Origin of the sequence: Ferruginivarius sediminum (assembly GCF_003344765.1) — a bacterium.
In the GTDB taxonomy this organism is placed as follows: Bacteria; Pseudomonadota; Alphaproteobacteria; order Kiloniellales; family Rhodovibrionaceae; genus Ferruginivarius; species Ferruginivarius sediminum.
This window is the reverse complement of sequence record NZ_QPMH01000004.1, coordinates 36,483-52,707: the sequence shown is the minus strand read 5'-3', so window position 1 is coordinate 52,707 and position 16,225 is coordinate 36,483. Positions and strand designations below refer to the sequence as shown.

At 65.1% G+C, this 16,225-nt stretch carries 17 protein-coding genes; 15 read left to right on the top strand and 2 right to left on the bottom strand.

Translation table 11 applies throughout. The annotated features are described in order from the left end of the window. Nucleotides 1-6 precede the first annotated feature (6 nt). From DRB17_RS05740 to DRB17_RS05710, 7 genes are all read left to right on the top strand, one after another. Complete coding sequence (locus DRB17_RS05740; RefSeq protein WP_114581239.1) at nucleotides 7-909, top strand: hypothetical protein; 903 nt, start codon at nucleotides 7-9, stop codon at nucleotides 907-909. A 52-nt stretch (nucleotides 910-961) separates the two neighbouring features. Beyond that, complete coding sequence (locus DRB17_RS05735) at nucleotides 962-1,822, top strand: hypothetical protein (RefSeq protein WP_114581238.1); 861 nt, start codon at nucleotides 962-964, stop codon at nucleotides 1,820-1,822. Nucleotides 1,823-1,863: 41 nt separating this feature from the next. Continuing rightward, nucleotides 1,864-2,769 carry a hypothetical protein gene (locus DRB17_RS05730; protein ID WP_114581237.1) on the top strand — a complete coding sequence of 302 codons (906 nt, stop codon included), beginning with the start codon at nucleotides 1,864-1,866 and terminating at the stop codon, nucleotides 2,767-2,769. 174 nt (nucleotides 2,770-2,943) lie between these two features. Further along, on the top strand, nucleotides 2,944-3,741 hold the full coding sequence (locus DRB17_RS05725; protein WP_114581236.1) for a hypothetical protein: 798 nt from the start codon (nucleotides 2,944-2,946) through the stop codon (nucleotides 3,739-3,741). A 31-nt stretch (nucleotides 3,742-3,772) separates the two neighbouring features. Beyond that, nucleotides 3,773-4,474: a C39 family peptidase gene (locus DRB17_RS05720; RefSeq protein WP_161958716.1), complete on the top strand. Its 702-nt coding sequence runs from the start codon at nucleotides 3,773-3,775 to the stop codon at nucleotides 4,472-4,474. 47 nt (nucleotides 4,475-4,521) lie between these two features. Continuing rightward, nucleotides 4,522-4,944, top strand: coding sequence for a hypothetical protein (locus DRB17_RS05715; RefSeq protein ID WP_114581234.1), 423 nt, complete (start codon nucleotides 4,522-4,524; stop codon nucleotides 4,942-4,944). Between the two features lie 152 nt (nucleotides 4,945-5,096). After that, nucleotides 5,097-6,116, top strand: coding sequence for an ABC transporter substrate-binding protein (locus DRB17_RS05710; RefSeq protein WP_114581233.1), 1,020 nt, complete (start codon nucleotides 5,097-5,099; stop codon nucleotides 6,114-6,116). A 114-nt stretch (nucleotides 6,117-6,230) separates the two neighbouring features. On the opposite strand, the gene DRB17_RS05705 is transcribed toward DRB17_RS05710, so the two are convergent. Then, a complete protein-coding gene (locus DRB17_RS05705) occupies nucleotides 6,231-7,478 on the bottom strand; it encodes a transporter family protein (protein ID WP_114581232.1) in 1,248 nt (415 codons plus the stop codon). A gap of 487 nt (nucleotides 7,479-7,965) precedes the next feature. Between DRB17_RS05705 and DRB17_RS05700 the strand changes: the two genes are divergently transcribed. Then, nucleotides 7,966-8,463 carry a fasciclin domain-containing protein gene (locus DRB17_RS05700; RefSeq protein ID WP_241503751.1) on the top strand — a complete coding sequence of 166 codons (498 nt, stop codon included), beginning with the start codon at nucleotides 7,966-7,968 and terminating at the stop codon, nucleotides 8,461-8,463. A gap of 87 nt (nucleotides 8,464-8,550) precedes the next feature. Here DRB17_RS05700 and DRB17_RS05695 read toward each other — a convergent pair whose 3' ends face one another. Continuing rightward, nucleotides 8,551-8,940, bottom strand: coding sequence for an accessory factor UbiK family protein (locus DRB17_RS05695; RefSeq protein WP_114581230.1), 390 nt, complete (start codon nucleotides 8,938-8,940; stop codon nucleotides 8,551-8,553). A 243-nt stretch (nucleotides 8,941-9,183) separates the two neighbouring features. Here DRB17_RS05695 and rfaD point away from each other — a divergent pair, with 243 nt between their 5' ends. The 7 genes from rfaD to DRB17_RS05660 all read left to right on the top strand — a co-directional run bounded on the left by rfaD (nucleotide 9,184) and on the right by DRB17_RS05660 (nucleotide 16,125). Continuing rightward, complete coding sequence (gene rfaD / locus DRB17_RS05690; protein ID WP_114581229.1) at nucleotides 9,184-10,167, top strand: ADP-glyceromanno-heptose 6-epimerase; 984 nt, start codon at nucleotides 9,184-9,186, stop codon at nucleotides 10,165-10,167. Nucleotides 10,168-10,186: 19 nt separating this feature from the next. Continuing rightward, complete coding sequence (lgt, locus tag DRB17_RS05685) at nucleotides 10,187-10,996, top strand: prolipoprotein diacylglyceryl transferase (protein WP_114581228.1); 810 nt, start codon at nucleotides 10,187-10,189, stop codon at nucleotides 10,994-10,996. Next, on the top strand, nucleotides 10,993-12,093 hold the full coding sequence (locus DRB17_RS05680; protein ID WP_114581227.1) for a class I SAM-dependent methyltransferase: 1,101 nt from the start codon (nucleotides 10,993-10,995) through the stop codon (nucleotides 12,091-12,093). Before lgt ends, DRB17_RS05680 begins: the two co-directional genes overlap by 4 nt. A 32-nt stretch (nucleotides 12,094-12,125) precedes the next feature. After that, nucleotides 12,126-12,914: a peptidoglycan editing factor PgeF gene (pgeF, locus tag DRB17_RS05675; protein ID WP_338322688.1), complete on the top strand. Its 789-nt coding sequence runs from the start codon at nucleotides 12,126-12,128 to the stop codon at nucleotides 12,912-12,914. Between the two features lie 3 nt (nucleotides 12,915-12,917). Next, entirely contained in the window at nucleotides 12,918-14,072 is a 1,155-nt protein-coding gene (locus DRB17_RS05670) for a M24 family metallopeptidase (protein WP_114581225.1), read from the top strand. 119 nt (nucleotides 14,073-14,191) lie between these two features. Further along, nucleotides 14,192-15,040, top strand: a complete 849-nt coding sequence (locus DRB17_RS05665) for a hypothetical protein (RefSeq protein WP_114581224.1) — start codon at nucleotides 14,192-14,194, stop codon at nucleotides 15,038-15,040. A gap of 143 nt (nucleotides 15,041-15,183) precedes the next feature. Further along, nucleotides 15,184-16,125 (top strand): ribose-phosphate pyrophosphokinase, encoded by a 942-nt coding sequence (locus DRB17_RS05660; RefSeq protein ID WP_114581223.1) that lies wholly within the window; start codon nucleotides 15,184-15,186, stop codon nucleotides 16,123-16,125. Nucleotides 16,126-16,225: the final 100 nt, after the last annotated feature.

The window sequence follows — 16,225 nt, the reverse complement described above, 5'->3', positions numbered from 1 at the left end:
AAAGCCATGAAAACCCTCAAACTGGCAACTCTGACGAGCGCGCTCGCGCTTGGCGTGGGCCTCGCCGCGGCGCCGGCCAGCGCCGATGTCTTCGTCACCGGAAACATCCTCAAGGAGAAGTTCGTCACGGTCGAAATCAACGTGACCAAGGACAAGAACGTTGTCATCGACTCCGACTTCGCCCGCAATCTGGTCTCCGCGGCCGAAGCCTTCTCCATCAACAACCAGGTGAACGAGCGCAACGAAATCGGCCGTAGCACCAATGCGCCGGTGCAGGACAACTTCTTCAACTTCATGCTCAACCTGAGCGCCACGATGGATGGCTCGGTCAGCGACAACCAGGGCGTGCTGGGCCTGAACCAGGATGCCGGCAACGTCAACAACCAGGCCAACGTGGTGTCGACCGCCATCATCCAGCAGGATGTCGAAGCGGCCGATGCCGCGCCCTCCTTCGCCCACTCCGAGGCGTCCACCGAGCAGCGCAACACCGAGAACCAGGAAGAGCACCTGAGCGAATTGCGGCGGATCGACCCGGACGGAGACCTCACACCGGGCAACCTGGTGCGTGACAAGACGGCCGCGATCCGGAACTCGGTGAACAACAACTCCGGCATCATCGGCATCAACCAGGCCACCGGCAACGGCCTCAACCAGTCCAACAACATCGCCGTCTCGGTGGGCATCGGCTCGGTGCTGGCCCTCTCCGAGGCCGACCTCGGCCAGGAGAACTCCAACAACACCCTGGAGGACGTCAACACGGTCAAGCTCGACGTCATCCGCGGCTCCGTGAACGGCAACCAGGGCGTGATCGCCGGCAACCAGTCCGTCGGCTCGTTCAACAACCAGGCCAACGCCGTCTCGTTCTCGGCTCTCCGCTCGAGCGCGACCGTCGGCGTGCCCGGGACTTAAGCCCGGGCAACGGCCTGGAACTTAGGCTCCCTCAGATACGGAGTTCGGAACCATGAAGAAGACACTTCTAGTCGGAACGGCAATGCTTGGTCTCCTCGGCTATGCCGGGGCGGTCCAGGCGGACGTCTTCGTGAACGCGACGATCGACAAGGTGAAGACCGTCAACGTCAACGAGACGATCAACGTCGACAAGTTCGTCAACATCGACGCCTTCGTCGACAACAACGCCCTGAAGGCCGCGGAATCGCTGGCCCTGGTCAATCAGCGCAACGAGAACAACGAGGCCTGCACGAACTGCGCCGAGAAACAGGACATCATCAACGATTCCTTCAATACCAACTCCGGCCTCGTCACCTGGAACCAGGCGGCCGGCAACATGAACAACCAGGCCAACGCCGTCTCCGCGTCCGTGGACAACTTCGTCCCCGGCGACGGCGACCAGGTCGACCCCGAGGAGACCGGCTTCGCCGAAGCGCAAGCCAGCGCGGAGCAGATCAACGGCGACCGTGATGACGGCGCCAATACGGTCGACAGCGTCAACATCCTGTTCCGTGACGCCCGCCTGATCGCGTCCGGCAACGGCAACACGGGCGTGCTGTTCCTGAACCAGAGCGCCGGCAACATGAACAACCAGGTCAACGAGCTCTCGCTCGCCGTCGCCTTCGCGGACGAGGGCGTGGCCCTTTCCGAGGCCGACCTGGGCCAGTGGACCACCGGCAACTTCGTCGGCGAGTCCGACGGCACCGGGCCGGACGGCGGACCCGCGGGCGACGGCATCAACAAGGCCGCCACCATCAACGGCTCGCTCAACGGCAACGCCGGCGTCATCGGCGTCAACCAGTCCGTCGGCAACCTGGCCAACCAGGGCAACGTGTTCTCGCTCGCCGGCGTGCAGCCGGCCAACGGCGGCTAAGGCAGCAGATGCGGGATCACACGAGCAGGGAACGTAAAGCCATGAAAACCCTCAAACTGGCAACTCTGACGAGCGCGCTCGCGCTTGGCGTGGGCCTCGCCGCCGCGCCGGCCAGCGCCGATGTCTTCGTCTTCGCCGATATCGCGAAGGACAAGAACGTCACGGTCGATATCAACGTGACCAAGGACAAGAACGTTGTCATCGACTCCGACTTCGCCCGCAATCTGGTCTCCGCGGCCGAAGCCTTCTCCATCAACAACCAGGTGAACGAGCGCAACGAAATCGGCCGTAGCACCAATGCGCCTCAAGGCCAGGACGGCTTTTTCAACTTCATGCTCAACCTGAGCGCCACGATGGATGGCTCGGTCAGCGACAACCAGGGCGTGTTGGGCCTGAACCAGGATGCCGGCAACGTCAACAACCAGGCCAACGTGGTGTCGACCGCCATCATTCAGCAGGATGTCGAAGCGGCCGACGCCGCGCCCTCGTTCGCCCATTCCGAGGCGTCTACCGAGCAGCGCAACACCGAGAACCAGGAAGAGCACCTGAGCGAATTGCGGCGGATCGACCCGGAGGGAGACCTCACGCCGGACAACCTGGTGCGTGACAAGACGGCCGCGATCCGGGACTCGGTGAACAACAACTCCGGCATCATCGGCATCAACCAGGCCACCGGCAACGGCCTCAACCAGTCCAACAACATCGCCGTCTCGGTGGGCATCGGCTCGGTGCTGGCTCTCTCCGAGGCCGACCTCGGCCAGGAGAACTCCAACAACACCCTGGAGGACGTCAACACGGTCAAGCTCGACGTCATCCGCGGCTCCGTGAATGGCAACCAGGGCGTGATCGCCGGCAACCAGTCCGTCGGCTCGTTCAACAACCAGGCCAACGCCGTCTCGTTCTCGGCTCTCCGCTCGAGCGCGACCGTCGGCGTGCCCGGAACGTGATCGCGGGTTGACGACTGGTGTCACGGCGGAAGGCCGTTGCCTCGCCCAGTTCACGCGAGTGCTTGCGGCCTTCCGCCCCTCTCTCCTTTCACGAGCCCGGTCCGCGGCGGCAATCGGTGCGGAGGCGGGCTGGCTCGGGCCTGATGAAGGGCCCAGGCTCAGGAGGTTCGCGCGATGCTCCGAAGCTTGCTGCTTGCCACGGTGCCCATGCTTGCAATGCCCTGCAGCATCGCCCTGGCCCAGGACGCAACTGATGCAAGCGAGCCGACGACGGAGGAACTGGCCGCATATGGCGAGGCGCTGGCGTGGGACGCGATCTGGGATGTCCACGACGCCGCCGCCATGGAACAGGCCCTTGAAGACGCCGGTGCCGTGCTCTCAAGCAACGCGCTTGCCGAGCAGGTGCTGAGCGGCAATCAGGCCGCCGACGCAACGCCCGAACGCCGCGCCACGATCAGCGACAGCTTCAATGACAACACCGGCGTTATTGGGGTCAACCAGAACGCGGGCCTGCTCAACAACCAGGGAAACGTGGTCGCGGTCGCCTTTGCCGGTGCCGATGTCGGCGCGCTGCGGATCAATGACGCGGACGTCGTCCAGCGCCTTGACGCGAATTCGCTGACTACCTCGATCGACCGGCTCAGCGTCGGCATCAACAACAGTTTCAATAACATTGTCGGTATCCTTGGTGTGAATCAGGTTGCCGGCAATCTGAACAATCAAGCGAACGTGGTCGCACTGACATTCGGCGCCGACGCCGGCCCGGCGGCAACGCTGCTCAGCGAGGCCGTGCTCGCGCAGGTCGGCGACGAAGGCGACAACGAGCTCGTCGAGAACAAACCCACTGAAAACAGTATCCAGACCAACAACTCCTTCAACAACTTCACGGGCGTCGCGCAAGTGAACCGCGTCGTCGGCAACTTCAATCAGGTCGCCAATGTGCTTGGTGTCTCTGTCTCGCCAAGCCGCTGAAGAACGAGAAACGAAACGGGGGAAGCAAAAGATGCGCACGGCCTTCGGGATCAATCGAATGGCAGCGAGCGTTCTGGCGGTGTCGCTCTTTCTCGCGCCAGCCGCCGCCACCGCGCAACAGCCTGTCGCCCTCCCCTCCGGTGGACTGGTCAATGCGCCGGTCAAGACATACACCGACCTGCGTTTCGATCAGGTCATCCGCCAGGCTTACGACCTGAGCTGTGGCGCCGCCGCGGTGGCCACGCTTCTAAAGCACGGATGGGATGTGCCGACCGACGAAAAACAGGTCATCGATACCATCGTCGCTCAGGCAGATCAGGAACAGCAGAAGAAGATCGCGAAGTCCGGCTTTTCGATGCTTGAGCTCAAGGAGTACGGCGAATCGCGTGGATTTGCCGTCGGCGGCTTCCGCATCGATGAAGTGGAAAAACTGCAAAAACTCAAGGTCCCCGCGATCACCCTGACCAACATCCGGGGCTACAACCATTTCGTCGTCATAAAGGGAGTGCGCAACGGTCGCGTATTCGTTGCCGATCCTGCCTTCGGCAACCGGGTCCGCTCGCTCGAGGACTTCGACGAGGAATGGAATGGCGTTGTCCTGGTTTTCGTCCGCCGGGACCTCAGCGCCAGTGGCTTCAAGCTGGAGGCCGGCGCGGCGCCGCCGACGCGCGAGCTGGTCGTCCTCCTCAACCCAGTGCTGAGCAACATTCGCCCGCTACCGGGAGAATTCTGACGTGGCAAACGGCCGCTTCGCGCGGCCGAGAACTCGGAGAATGAGCCATGTTTCGTAAGACCGCCGTCGTTACGCTTGTGACTGCCGCCGTTGCACCGGGCGCTGCGCTCGCCGGCATGAACGACGCCGACCTGCAGGCCGCGTTCGGCACGAATGAGGCCGCGTGGGTCCATCCCGTCAAGGACAGCGAGCTTGGCGGACTGCGGGGCGGTGCCGGCGTCCTGTTCTCGGGCTTCTTCGACAGCACGGTGGACCAGGCATCGTCCGCAAGCCTGCCCGATGGCTTCACCGTCAGCGAACTGGGACCCAGTCAGGTCCAGGTAAGCTCCGGCTTCGGGAACTTCGCTAACTTCAATGGGGTATTGCAGCTTGCCAACGTGCGGGGCGACTTCAACACGGTGAGGAACGTTCTGAACGTCAACATCACGATCAACCCACCGCAGAGCAACCTGCTGGGCTTTAACAATTGAGCCTGCCTGACCGGGAATACCACTTCGGTGGATAGACGCATTGGCTAATGCCATCGGACATCTCGGCGAACCGGCCAAGCTTCGTCAGAGTCGGAGCGGGCGGCATCGCCGGAAGGCGTGAAACCGATGTCAGCGTAAGAGGAACGTGAAAGATGTTCGTCCATCTTGGCAGACGCTTGGCCTTGTCATTACTCATGGTGATCGTCGTCTCGTTCGGGTCCGTGGCGACGGCTCAGGACAACGACAGCTTCCGCCTTGTGCGTCTATCGTACTCAACGGGCTGGGATGCCCTTCCCGTCGTCGTGGCCGTGGAAAGAGGTTTCTTCACCCGCCAGCGGCTGATCGTCAGCGGCGTGGCGGCGAACTCGGCCGGCGCTGTCGCGCAGTCATTGCAGGCCAATTCGACGGATATCGCGGTCCTGCCGCAACGGGCGTTCATTTCACTCGCCGCCGCCGGTACGAACGCAAAGGCAATTGCGGTGAACTCCTGGGGCACGCAGATGCAGCTCGTCGCGCCCCCGAATTCCGGCATCTCCACGATCAAGGACCTGAAAGGCAGGACCGTCGCGGTTGGCGAAGGCTCGGCGGCCTTGCCGTTCCTGATGCGCATACTGAACCTTGAAGGTCTGTCGCCAGACAGCGTCCGAATCCTACAGATGCCCGCCGACCAACTTGCAACGGCGCTGCCCGACGGGCGCGCCGATGCCGTCTTTGACATGGGCCATATCACCGGACCTATCATTGGCGCGGGCCAAGCCAAGGCGGTGCTGAATCCCCAGGACGTCCAAAAAAACCTGGGCGCCGTGGGGGCGATGCCGGTACTTGCCAGCGGCCGATTCATCAAGAACGAGCCCGAGGTCGCGCAGCGGGTCGTAAATGCCTGGCTGGCCGCGCAACGCTACATTCATGAGAACCCCAAGGATTCCGCGCAGCTGTTGCGTATATTCCTTCACCGTCATGGCGTCACCGTACCCGAGCAGCTCGTCGCCAACTGGATCGGGCTGCAACGTTACGACAAGCTCCACGAATGGACCGACAACGCCATCAAGGATGCCGAATACAACGCATGGGGCCTGAAACAAGCCGGAGCGATCAAGGAGATCCCAAAGCTTGGCGGCTTCGTCGATAATCGGTTCGTCAAGCAGGCGATGAAACAGATCGCCACGAACTGACGGCCGACAGGGCATTCAGATAACGACAGCCCGCAGGACATTGAATCCTGCGGGCTGTTCTTATGCCTCGGTCCGACGGCGCCGATTCCGCGGCCTTCGCCGCCTACGGCGCGATCAGTCGAAGACCTGAAGCGAGATTGGTACGCTCACCGTGAAGTTGAAGTCAGGCGAGTCCTCGGTCAGGCCGGCGCCCGCGGAGGCGACAAGCGACATCCGCTCTGAAAGCCCGATCGAGCTTCCGAGAACCAATCGCGCGTCGTTGGAATCCGAACCGGGCGTTTCCCGTCCTTCCTGCTCCGTCTTGAAGGTGATCTGGTTCACGAAGGAAAGGTTCAGCGATACCAGTTCGCTCAACGCGATATTTGTGCCGACGAACCACTCGAAAGTATCGCCCGGGTCAATCTCGCCGAACTCGCTGAATTCCTTTGTCAGGTTGAAGGTGTAGCCCACACCGGAGAAAGCAACCGCCGGGTCCAACCGCCAAACGAAGGTCGCCGACGGCCCGACACCGTAGAATCCCGAGCCTGTCGGCGGCTCGGTGAGGCGCTGGCTGTCAGGCCCCACCTGCACGCGCTCGATTTCGAACGGATCCTTACCTGTCGGGAACCGCGCTTCCGCCCGTAAGATGGTCGCGGGAATCCAATCCCGCTGGCTCAGTACCTGATACGAGAGGTTCGCCTCGATATCGCCCAGGTCGTAGTTATCAATCTCGCGTGTCCGCTCGTCGTTCGTGCCGACACCCAGAATTTCCTGGTCGCTGCGATATACATAGGGAACCCGAACCTCCGCCTGCAGCCGATTGGTAATGCCATAGCGGGTTGTCAACGCGGCGGTAAGGATATCGCGCTCGAGATCGTCGACCCGGATACTACCGATAATGATCGCGTCGAAGATCGTGAAGCCGTTGATCGCCACACGGTCGCGGGAGGAGTGCTCGTACTCGAAGCTGGGCTCGATCTGCAGGGTGCCCTGGGGAAGCAGGACGCCGCCGCGTTCGACCAGAAGCTGTTCGGTCGGGCGCTCGGCCTCCGGCCGGGCCTCGGCGCCGGTCAGCGGCTGTTCGCCTTCCTCGCGCGGCTGGGCCGGCGCGACAGGCCCTTCGCCTTCCGCACCGCCGGGGGCGACCGGAGCGACAGGCTCCTCGTCCTGGACGAAGCGCAGGCCAGAGCCCTCCTCGCCCGGATCGGGCGGCGTGAAAACCGCTGTGCGCGGCCCGTCGCCGTCGGCAAGTGCCTCGCGGAGCCGCTCGATCTCCCGCTGCTGCTCGGCAAGGCGGCGATCCTGCTCCGACAGGCGGCGATCCTGCCGGTCGAGGCGTTCCAGGATAAGATCGTAATCAGGCCGCGCCTCGGCGCTTTGCACGTCCTGGCCAAAAGCAGATGAACTCGACAACAGGACACAGAGAACGGCGCCCGTCGCCGCCGTTCGCCCAATGCTTACCTGTCGGCGCGACGTTTCAGCGAATGTTCGGAACAACGCACCCCCCCCTGTCTGCGTACCGCCCGTGTGCCGCGGGCAAAGTTCATCCCTGCCCATCCCGTTTCTACTGACGAACTGACACAAGTTCAAGGAATATCCAATGACGCATCGGACGCCGGCAGATAGAACGAAAGTCTAGTTCGGTCGATATTGGACACACTATCGGCGGCTTTGACCAGTGACCTTTTTCAGCACTTCTCGTGGTCCGTTGATTTTCAAACATAATCGATCGATTGAGTAATAACATATGTTGTGAACACCAGGGCCATCGGTCAGCGACGGCAGTATCGACGGCCGGCATCGAACATCCAAGGCGCCGGTCGATGCGTACATCGGACATCGGGCACGACGTCAAACGAGGTTTATGGAAATGCGACTTCGTCGAATTACATCCGCCCTTGCCGTCATCGCCATCATGGCTGTAAGCGCCACGGCTTTCGCCGGTGCGATGAAAAAGGACATTGTCGATACGGCCGCCGGGGATGAGCGCTTCAAGACTCTGGTGACGGCCGTCACCGCGGCCGATCTGGCCGGGACGCTGAAGAGCGAGGGCCCCTTCACCGTGTTCGCTCCGACGAACGATGCCTTCGCGAAGCTTCCCGCCGGTACGCTGGACGATCTGTTGAAGCCGGAGAACAAGTCGAAGCTTCAGGCGATCCTCAAGTACCACGTGGTGCCCGGCAAGATCATGTCCTCGGACATCGCCGGCAAGAAGGCCACCGTCGACACGGCCGAGGGCAGCAAGCTCTCCGTCGACGCCACGGGAGGCAGCGTGATGGTGGATCAGGCCACCGTCATCCTGGCCGACATCGAAACCAGTAACGGCGTCATCCACGTCATCGACTCAGTCGTTCTGCCGACGTCATAGCCAACTGGAAGCACGGCGGCCCCGCGGTCGTATCGCGGGGCCGCCGGGCGCTTCATGAAGATCGCCGGGCTGATGTGCCCCCGCCTCTCACGTCCCGGCTTGGTCGGATCCGGATTTACCGCCCTTGCCGGAAGCGGCGGGACCTTTCGTCCCGGCCGAGGTACTTTTCGTCTTGCTCGTCCGGCTCGCGGCCTTTGCGCGGGGCTTGGGCGCACTGCCGCGCTTCTCCAGTTCCGCCAGCCGGGCCTCCATCTTCTCAACCTTCTCCGCGAGTTCTTCCTGCTCCTCGCGCGCCCGCTGGGCCATCGCCTGAACGACCTCGTATTCCTCCCGCGTGACGAGGTCCATCTGCGACATGATCCGCTCGAACTGCTCGCGCAGGCGGCCCTCGACCTCGCTTCGCATGCCGCTGGCAACCCCGAGCGCGCCGCTGGCGACGCGCGCAAGATCGTCGAACAGGCGATTCTGGCTTTGCATGGCGGCATTCCTCCAAAAAAACGGCTTGCGCCGGGCCTGCGGCCGGCCCGGGCGCGAAACAAAAGTACCGAACAAAGTATGGGCGCCGCATGGCTCGCCATCAAGGCGGCTCTCCGATACCTTCGGCAGTTTCGCGCCGCCACGCTTGATGGTGCCGTACCGCGGCTTCTATAAGGGGCGGACCGGCAGCTTGCCGACGCCTGGAAACGCAGGCCCAACACCCACGGAACCGGACGTCAGACTATGTACCTCGTGACCGGCGGTGCCGGCTTCATCGGCTCCAACATCGTGGCCGCGCTGGAACGACGCGGTGCGCGCGTTATCGTCTGCGATCGGCTTGGCGAGAACGAGAAGTGGCAGAACCTGGCCAAGCGCGAGCTTGAGGACATCCTCCCGCCGGAGAGCCTGGGCGAGGCGCTGGAAGGGTACGGCGACAGCCTGCAGGCGGTGGTCCACATGGGCGCGATCTCGGCAACCACGGAGCGCGACGGCGACCGCCTGTTGGCCAACAACTACCACCCCTCCCGCGCGCTCTGGGACTGGTGCGCCGAGGTGCGGGTGCCGCTGATCTACGCCTCCTCGGCGGCGACCTACGGCGACGGCGCCAAGGGCTTCGAGGACGGCTACGACCCGGACCACCTGGCCACCCTGCGCCCGCTGAACGGCTATGGCTGGAGCAAGCAGATCTTCGACCGCTGGGTTGCGCGAAGAGTAAGCGAGGGAGAGGCCGCGCCGCCGCACTGGGTCGGGCTGAAGTTCTTCAACGTCTACGGCCCGAACGAGTACCACAAGGGCGGGCAGGCCAGCGTCGCCTGGCACCTGTTCCAGCAAATCCGGCGTGGCGAGGCCGCGAAGCTGTTCAAGTCGCACCACCCCGACTATGCCGACGGTGAGCAGTTGCGCGACTTCGTCCACGTCGACGATTGCGTCGACGTCGTGCTGGCGTGCCTGGACGGCGAGGTCGGCAGCGGCCTGTTCAACGTCGGCACCGGCCGGGCGCGTACCTTCCTGGACCTCGCGAAGGCCGTCTTCGCGGCGATGGACGAAAAGGAGCGGATCGAATTCATTCCCACGCCGGAGGCGATTCGCGACAAGTACCAATACTTCACGCAGGCCAGCCTCGGCCGTTTGCGCGGCGCCGGCTATATGCGCCCCTTCACCGAGCTGGAGGACGGCGTGCGGCGCTATGTGCAGGACTTCCTGCTGCGCGACGACCCCTACGTATGAGCGCCGGTGCGTCCCGATCATGTTCCTGACCCTTCCCTACCCGCAGATCGACCCGATCGCGATCGAGCTTGGCCCGCTGGCCATCCGCTGGTACGCGCTGGCCTATATCGCCGGGCTGCTCCTGGGCTGGCGGTACTGCCGGGCGCTGAGCACGAAGTCGCCCTCGAAGGCGCTGACGATGGAGGCGTTCGACGACTTCCTGCTGTGGGCGACGCTGGGCGTGGTGCTGGGCGGACGCCTGGGCTATGTCCTGTTCTACCAGCCGGGCTACTACCTCTCGAACCCACTCAGCATCGCGTTCCTGTGGCACGGCGGCATGGCCTTCCACGGCGGGCTTCTCGGCATGATCGGGGCGATGTACCTGTTCGCCCGCAAGCGGGGGATCGGCTTCTTCGCGCTGACCGACATCGTCGCCTGCGCCACGCCGATAGGCCTGTTCTTCGGCCGCGTCTCGAACTTCATCAATGGCGAGCTTTACGGCCGCCCGGCCGAGGATGTGCCCTGGGCGATGGTGTTTCCCGCCGGCGGGCCGGTCGCGCGCCATCCCAGCCAGATCTACGAGGCGCTGCTGGAGGGCGCGGTCCTGTTCGCCGTCCTCTTCGTCCTGCAACGGCGCGGCTGCCTGCACAAGCCCGGCACGGCCTCCGGCGTATTCCTGCTGGGCTATGGCCTGGCCCGCTTCATCGTCGAGTTCTTCCGCGAGCCGGATGCCTTCCTCGGATTCCTCGTCTTCGGCACGACGATGGGGCAGATCCTGTCGCTGCCGATGATGGCGGTGGGCGTGGGAATTCTCGTCTGGACCCGCCGCCGCACGGCCGAACGGGCATGACGAGCACTGGCCCTCTGGACCGCTTGAAGCGGCGGATTGCGCTCTCCGGCCCGATCACCGTCGCGGAGTACATGGCCGAGGTCCTGACGCACCCGTCCCAGGGTTACTACAGCACGCGCGACCCCTTCGGCGCGGCCGGCGACTTCGTGACAGCCCCGGAAATCAGCCAGATGTTCGGGGAGTTGATCGGCCTGTGGTGCGCCGAGGCGTGGCAGCGCCTGGGCATGCCGGACCCGGTTGTCCTGGCTGAATTGGGACCCGGACGCGGCACCCTGATGAGCGACGCCCTACGCGCGGCCGGTATGCTGCCAGGCTTCCGTGACGCGCTGCGGCTGCATCTCGTTGAGTTGAGCCCCGCCCTCCGTGCCCGCCAAAGGGACACGCTGCGGGACGTAGACGTCATTTGGCACGCCGAGGTGGCGGAGCTTCCCGAAACCCCCGTCCTCGCCATCGCCAACGAGTTTTTCGACGCGCTTCCGATACGGCAGTTCGAGAAGACGCCCCGCGGCTGGTGCGAGCGCATGGTGGGCTACGACCCCGATGCCGACCGCCTCGCCTTCGCGCTTGCCGCGCCAGGTCCGCAGGCCGAAGCTTACGTGCCCGAGGCCCTGCGCGGAGCCGAGACTGGCGCCGTGGTGGAGATCTCGCCTGCCGCGATCTCCGTCATGCACGAGCTGGCGCGCCGGGTCGCGACACATGGCGGTGCTGTGCTTGCGGTGGACTACGGCCGGGCGGCGCCGGCGGCCGAGCCGACGCTCCAGGCCGTGCAACGGCACCGCCGCGCCGACGTGCTGGACACGCCGGGCGAGGCGGACCTGACGGCCCACGTCGATTTCCCTACGCTGGTGCGGGCCGCCCGTGAGGCAGGTGCGGAGGTGCACGGCCCGGTCGGTCAGGGAGACTTCCTGCTTGGCCTGGGTCTGCGTCAGCGCGCGGACATCCTGAAGGCGAATGCGAGTCCACGCCAGCGGAACGACATCGATGAGGCCGTGAAGCGGCTGACGGCACCGCAGCAGATGGGTAGGCTGTTCAAGGCCCTGGCCGTCGTCCCGCCCGGATTCGGCGTCCCGGCGGGTTTTCCGCAAGAGGACGCTTAACAAGTCCACTTTTTAGCGGCTACAAGACAATCATGAGCGAATGCGCGCCACCGATGCTGACCATCGGCAGCTTCAATCACCTCAGCGGTGTCCGCCACGCCTTTTTCAGCCGGCGTGGCGGAGTGAGCCAGGGTATCTACGAGTCGCTGAACTGCGGCCCCGGCTCGAAGGATTCGCGCGCCAGCGTGCTGGAGAACCGCCGGCGAGCGATGGCGGCGATGGACCTGCCGGATGGCGAGCTTGTCACCGCCTACCAGATTCATTCGGCCGAGGCGACGGTGGTGGACCGCGCCTGGGCACCCGGCGAAGGGCCAAGGCTGGACGCGATGGCCACGTCCACACCCGGACTGGCGCTGGGCGTGCTGACGGCCGACTGCGCGCCGGTGCTGTTCGCGGACCAGGGCGCGGGCGTGGTGGGCGCCGCGCATGCCGGCTGGCGCGGCGCGTTCGGCGGTGTTCTGCTGTCCTGTATCGAAGCGATGGAGAGCCTGGGCGCGCAACGCCAGCGGATCGTCGCCGGCATCGGCCCCTGCATCGGCAAGACCTCCTACGAGGTGGGTCCTGAGTTCCCCGAACCGTTCCTGGAGCAGGCCCGCGACAACGGCGATTTCTTCACCCCGGCGGCGCGGGCAGGCCATTTCATGTTCGACCTCAAGGGCTATGTCGCACGCCGCCTTGCCGCCCTCGGCCTCAAGGACGTGCAGGCGCTGCCCTGCGACACCTGCCTGGAAGAGGACCGTTTCTTCAGTTACCGCCGCGGCAGCAAACGGGGGGAGTCGGATTACGGCCGCCTACTGTCCGCCATCTACATCGAGCCCTGATCCATGAGTCTGCATTTCACACGTGACGAGTTCGCCGCGCGCCAAGGCCGCGCCTGTGCCGCCATCGCCGAGGCCGGGCTGGACGGCCTGCTGTGCTTCCGCCAGGAGAGCATGTACTGGCTGACCGGCTACGACGGCTTCGGTTATGTCTTCTTTCAATGCCTCTACATCGGCGCGGACGGCCGGATGATGCTGCTGGCGCGCTCGCCGGACCTGCGGCAGGCGCAGTTGACCTCGACGGTGGAGGATATCCGTGTCTGGGAGGACCGCGAGGGCGGCGATCCTGCGGAGGAGTTGCGCGAGATTCTGCGCGGTTTCGGGCTGGCGGGGAAGCGCCTTGGCGTCGAGTACGAGGCCTATGGCCTGACCGCACGCAACGGCAAGCGCCTGGACGCCGCGCTCGATGGTTTCTGCCGGCTGGAGGACGCCTCGCTCCTGATCAGCCGGCTGCGCGTGGTGAAGAGCCCGGCGGAAATAGCCTATGTTCGCAAGGCGGGGGAACTGGGCGACGCCGCGTTCCACGCGGCCGCCGCGAAGATCGAACCCGGTGCCTTCGAGGGGACGATCCTTTCCGCGATGCAGGGCGCCGTGTTCGAGGGCGGCGGCGACTATTCCGGCAACGAGTTCATCATCGGCTCGGACGACCACGCCCTGCTGTGCCGCTATCAGACCGGCCGGCAAAACCTCGGCGGGAACGATCAGTTGACGCTGGAGTGGGCGGGCGTCTACCGGCGCTATCATGCGGCGCTGATGCGCACCGTTCGCGTCGGCGAGCCGCCGGACCGCCAACGGGAGATGGCGAAGGTGGCGCAGGACGCGGTGATGGCCGTCGAGGAGGCACTGAAGCCCGGCGACACCTTCGGCGAGGCTTTCGCCGCCCATGCCCGGACGCTGGACGCCGCCGGCTACCAGGCGCATCGGCTCAACGCCTGCGGTTACTCGCTGGGCACGACCTTCGCGCCAAACTGGATGGACTGGCCGATGCTCTACCGCGACAACCCGGTGGAGGTACGCCCCGGCATGGTGATCTTCGTGCATATCATCATCATGGACAGCGACCGGCGCTTGGCGATGTGCCCTGGCCGCACCAGCTTGATCGGGGAAAACGGTGCCGAGCCGCTATCGAAGCTGGCGCTGGAGTTCCCCGTGTTCGCGTGACCTCGCAAGGAATGATCGGCGATGCCGCACATCGTTCTGTTCTGCGTCTTCCTCGTCGTCGGGACGCTGGCCACCTGCGTGCTGGTGGTCTAGCCCGGTCCCTCGCCTGCGCCCTGACGGTGGCGCTGCTGCTTCTGTTGGCCGGTTGCGGGCAGCTCCCGCAACCCTTCAAACCGGCCACGAAGGGCGACAACCCTCTTCTTCTACTGCCGGACCGCTACGGGATTGCCGTCGCGGAGCCCTCCGGCGATGTGCCGGGTGAGCCGATGGCCCTGGCCGAGGCGATGGCAAAGGCGCTGCGCGACCAGAACGTCACCGCCAGCGTCGCCAGCGCAAACCTGAAGGCGCGCTGGCTGCTGGCAGACGTCGATGCCAAGCGGTTCAATGAAACCGTCGACGAGCTTCGCGTTACCTGGGAACTCTACGATCCCGGCGGCGAACTGGCCGGCCGGCACGAGCAGCGCGCGCGTGTGCACCAGGCAGCATGGACCGCCGGCGACCCTGAGGTGCTGGGCCGACTGGCAAGGGCGGTGGCCCCGTCCATCGCCGCAATGGTCCAAGGCGGGGAGCCGCGGCAAAGCGCCCTGCCCGGCTATCCGCACGGCACACGGATCGTTGTCGCGCCCGTCGTCGGCCAGCCCGGCACGGCGGCCCGTGCCTTGGCGCGGGCGATGGCCCAGCGGCTGCGCGAGCGCGGCCTTCCCGTCGCCGACCACGCGCAGGAGGGGGACATCGTCATCGAGGGACGGCTGGCTCTCGGAGCCGCCAATGGCATGACGCGGCCGGTGGAGATCGTCTGGGTCCTGCGCCGCCACGGCGACGACGCCGAGATGGGTGACCTGCGCCAGGCCAACAGGGTGCCGCAGGCCCGGATCGACGAAGGCTGGAACCCCCTTGCCGACGCCATCGCGGCCGCGGCACTGCCGGGCGTCCTCGATGTTCTGACGGCGAAGTCCGGCGGTTCGTGAAGAACCCGTGTCATGGAGGCGTCACAGGCGTTTACAGAGCGGTGGGGCGTTGATACATTCCGCGCGCTTTCCGGCCGTGGCGGACGCCGTCGCGGCCGTTGCCCGTCGCAGATCCGGAAAAACAGCGCCCGCCTGGATTAAGCATGAAAATCCTCACCGGGAACAGCAATCGGCCGCTGGCCGAGGCCATCTCGGCCTACCTCAACCTGCCGCTGACCAAGGCAAGCGTCCGACGCTTCTCCGATATGGAGGTCTTCGTCGAAGTGCATGAGAACATGCGCGGCGAGGACGTCTTCGTCATTCAGTCCACCTGCTACCCGGCCAATGACAATGTCATGGAACTGCTGGTGACGCTGGACGCCCTGAAGCGGGCATCGGCGCGGCGGGTGACGGCGGTGATCCCCTACTACGGCTATGCGCGCCAGGACCGGAAGTCCGGGCCGCGCACACCGATCTCGGCGAAGCTGCTGGCCAACATCATCACCAGCGCCGGCGCCGACCGCGTATTGACGATCGACCTGCATGCCGGGCAGATCCAGGGTTTCTTCGATATCCCGACGGACAACCTGTATGCGGCGCCGGTCTTCACCCAAGACATCGAAGAGCGCTACAACGGCGAGAGCCTGGTGATCGTCTCGCCGGACGTCGGCGGCGTTGTCCGCGCCCGCGCCATCGCCAAGCGGCTCGACGCCGATCTGGCCATCATCGACAAGCGGCGCGAGCGTGCCGGCGTCTCCGAGGTGATGCACATCATCGGCGAGGTGAAGGATCGAAGCTGTATCCTGGTGGACGACATCGTCGATTCCGCCGGGACGCTGTGCAACGCCGCCCGCGCGCTGAAGGAGAAGGGCGCGCAGTCGGTGGCCGCATATGTGACGCACGGCGTACTGTCCGGCGGCGCGGTGGCGCGCGTATCGTCGTCGCCGCTGGAGGAGCTGGTCATCACCGACAGCATCCCCGCGACCGAGGCCGTGCGCGTGGCGCAGAACATCCGGCAGCTTTCGATCGCGCCGCTGCTTGGCGAGGCGATGGCCCGGATCAGCGACGAGCGGTCGGTCTCCAGCCTGTTCGACCCGCCGAGCTAGGCCGGAGCGCAACGCGTTTCGCCGCAGCACCCCTGGAGGCTGCGGCCCCACCGGGCGTCCGTGTTGCGCGGACGCCCCTTGACGTACCTGGAAGGAGAGA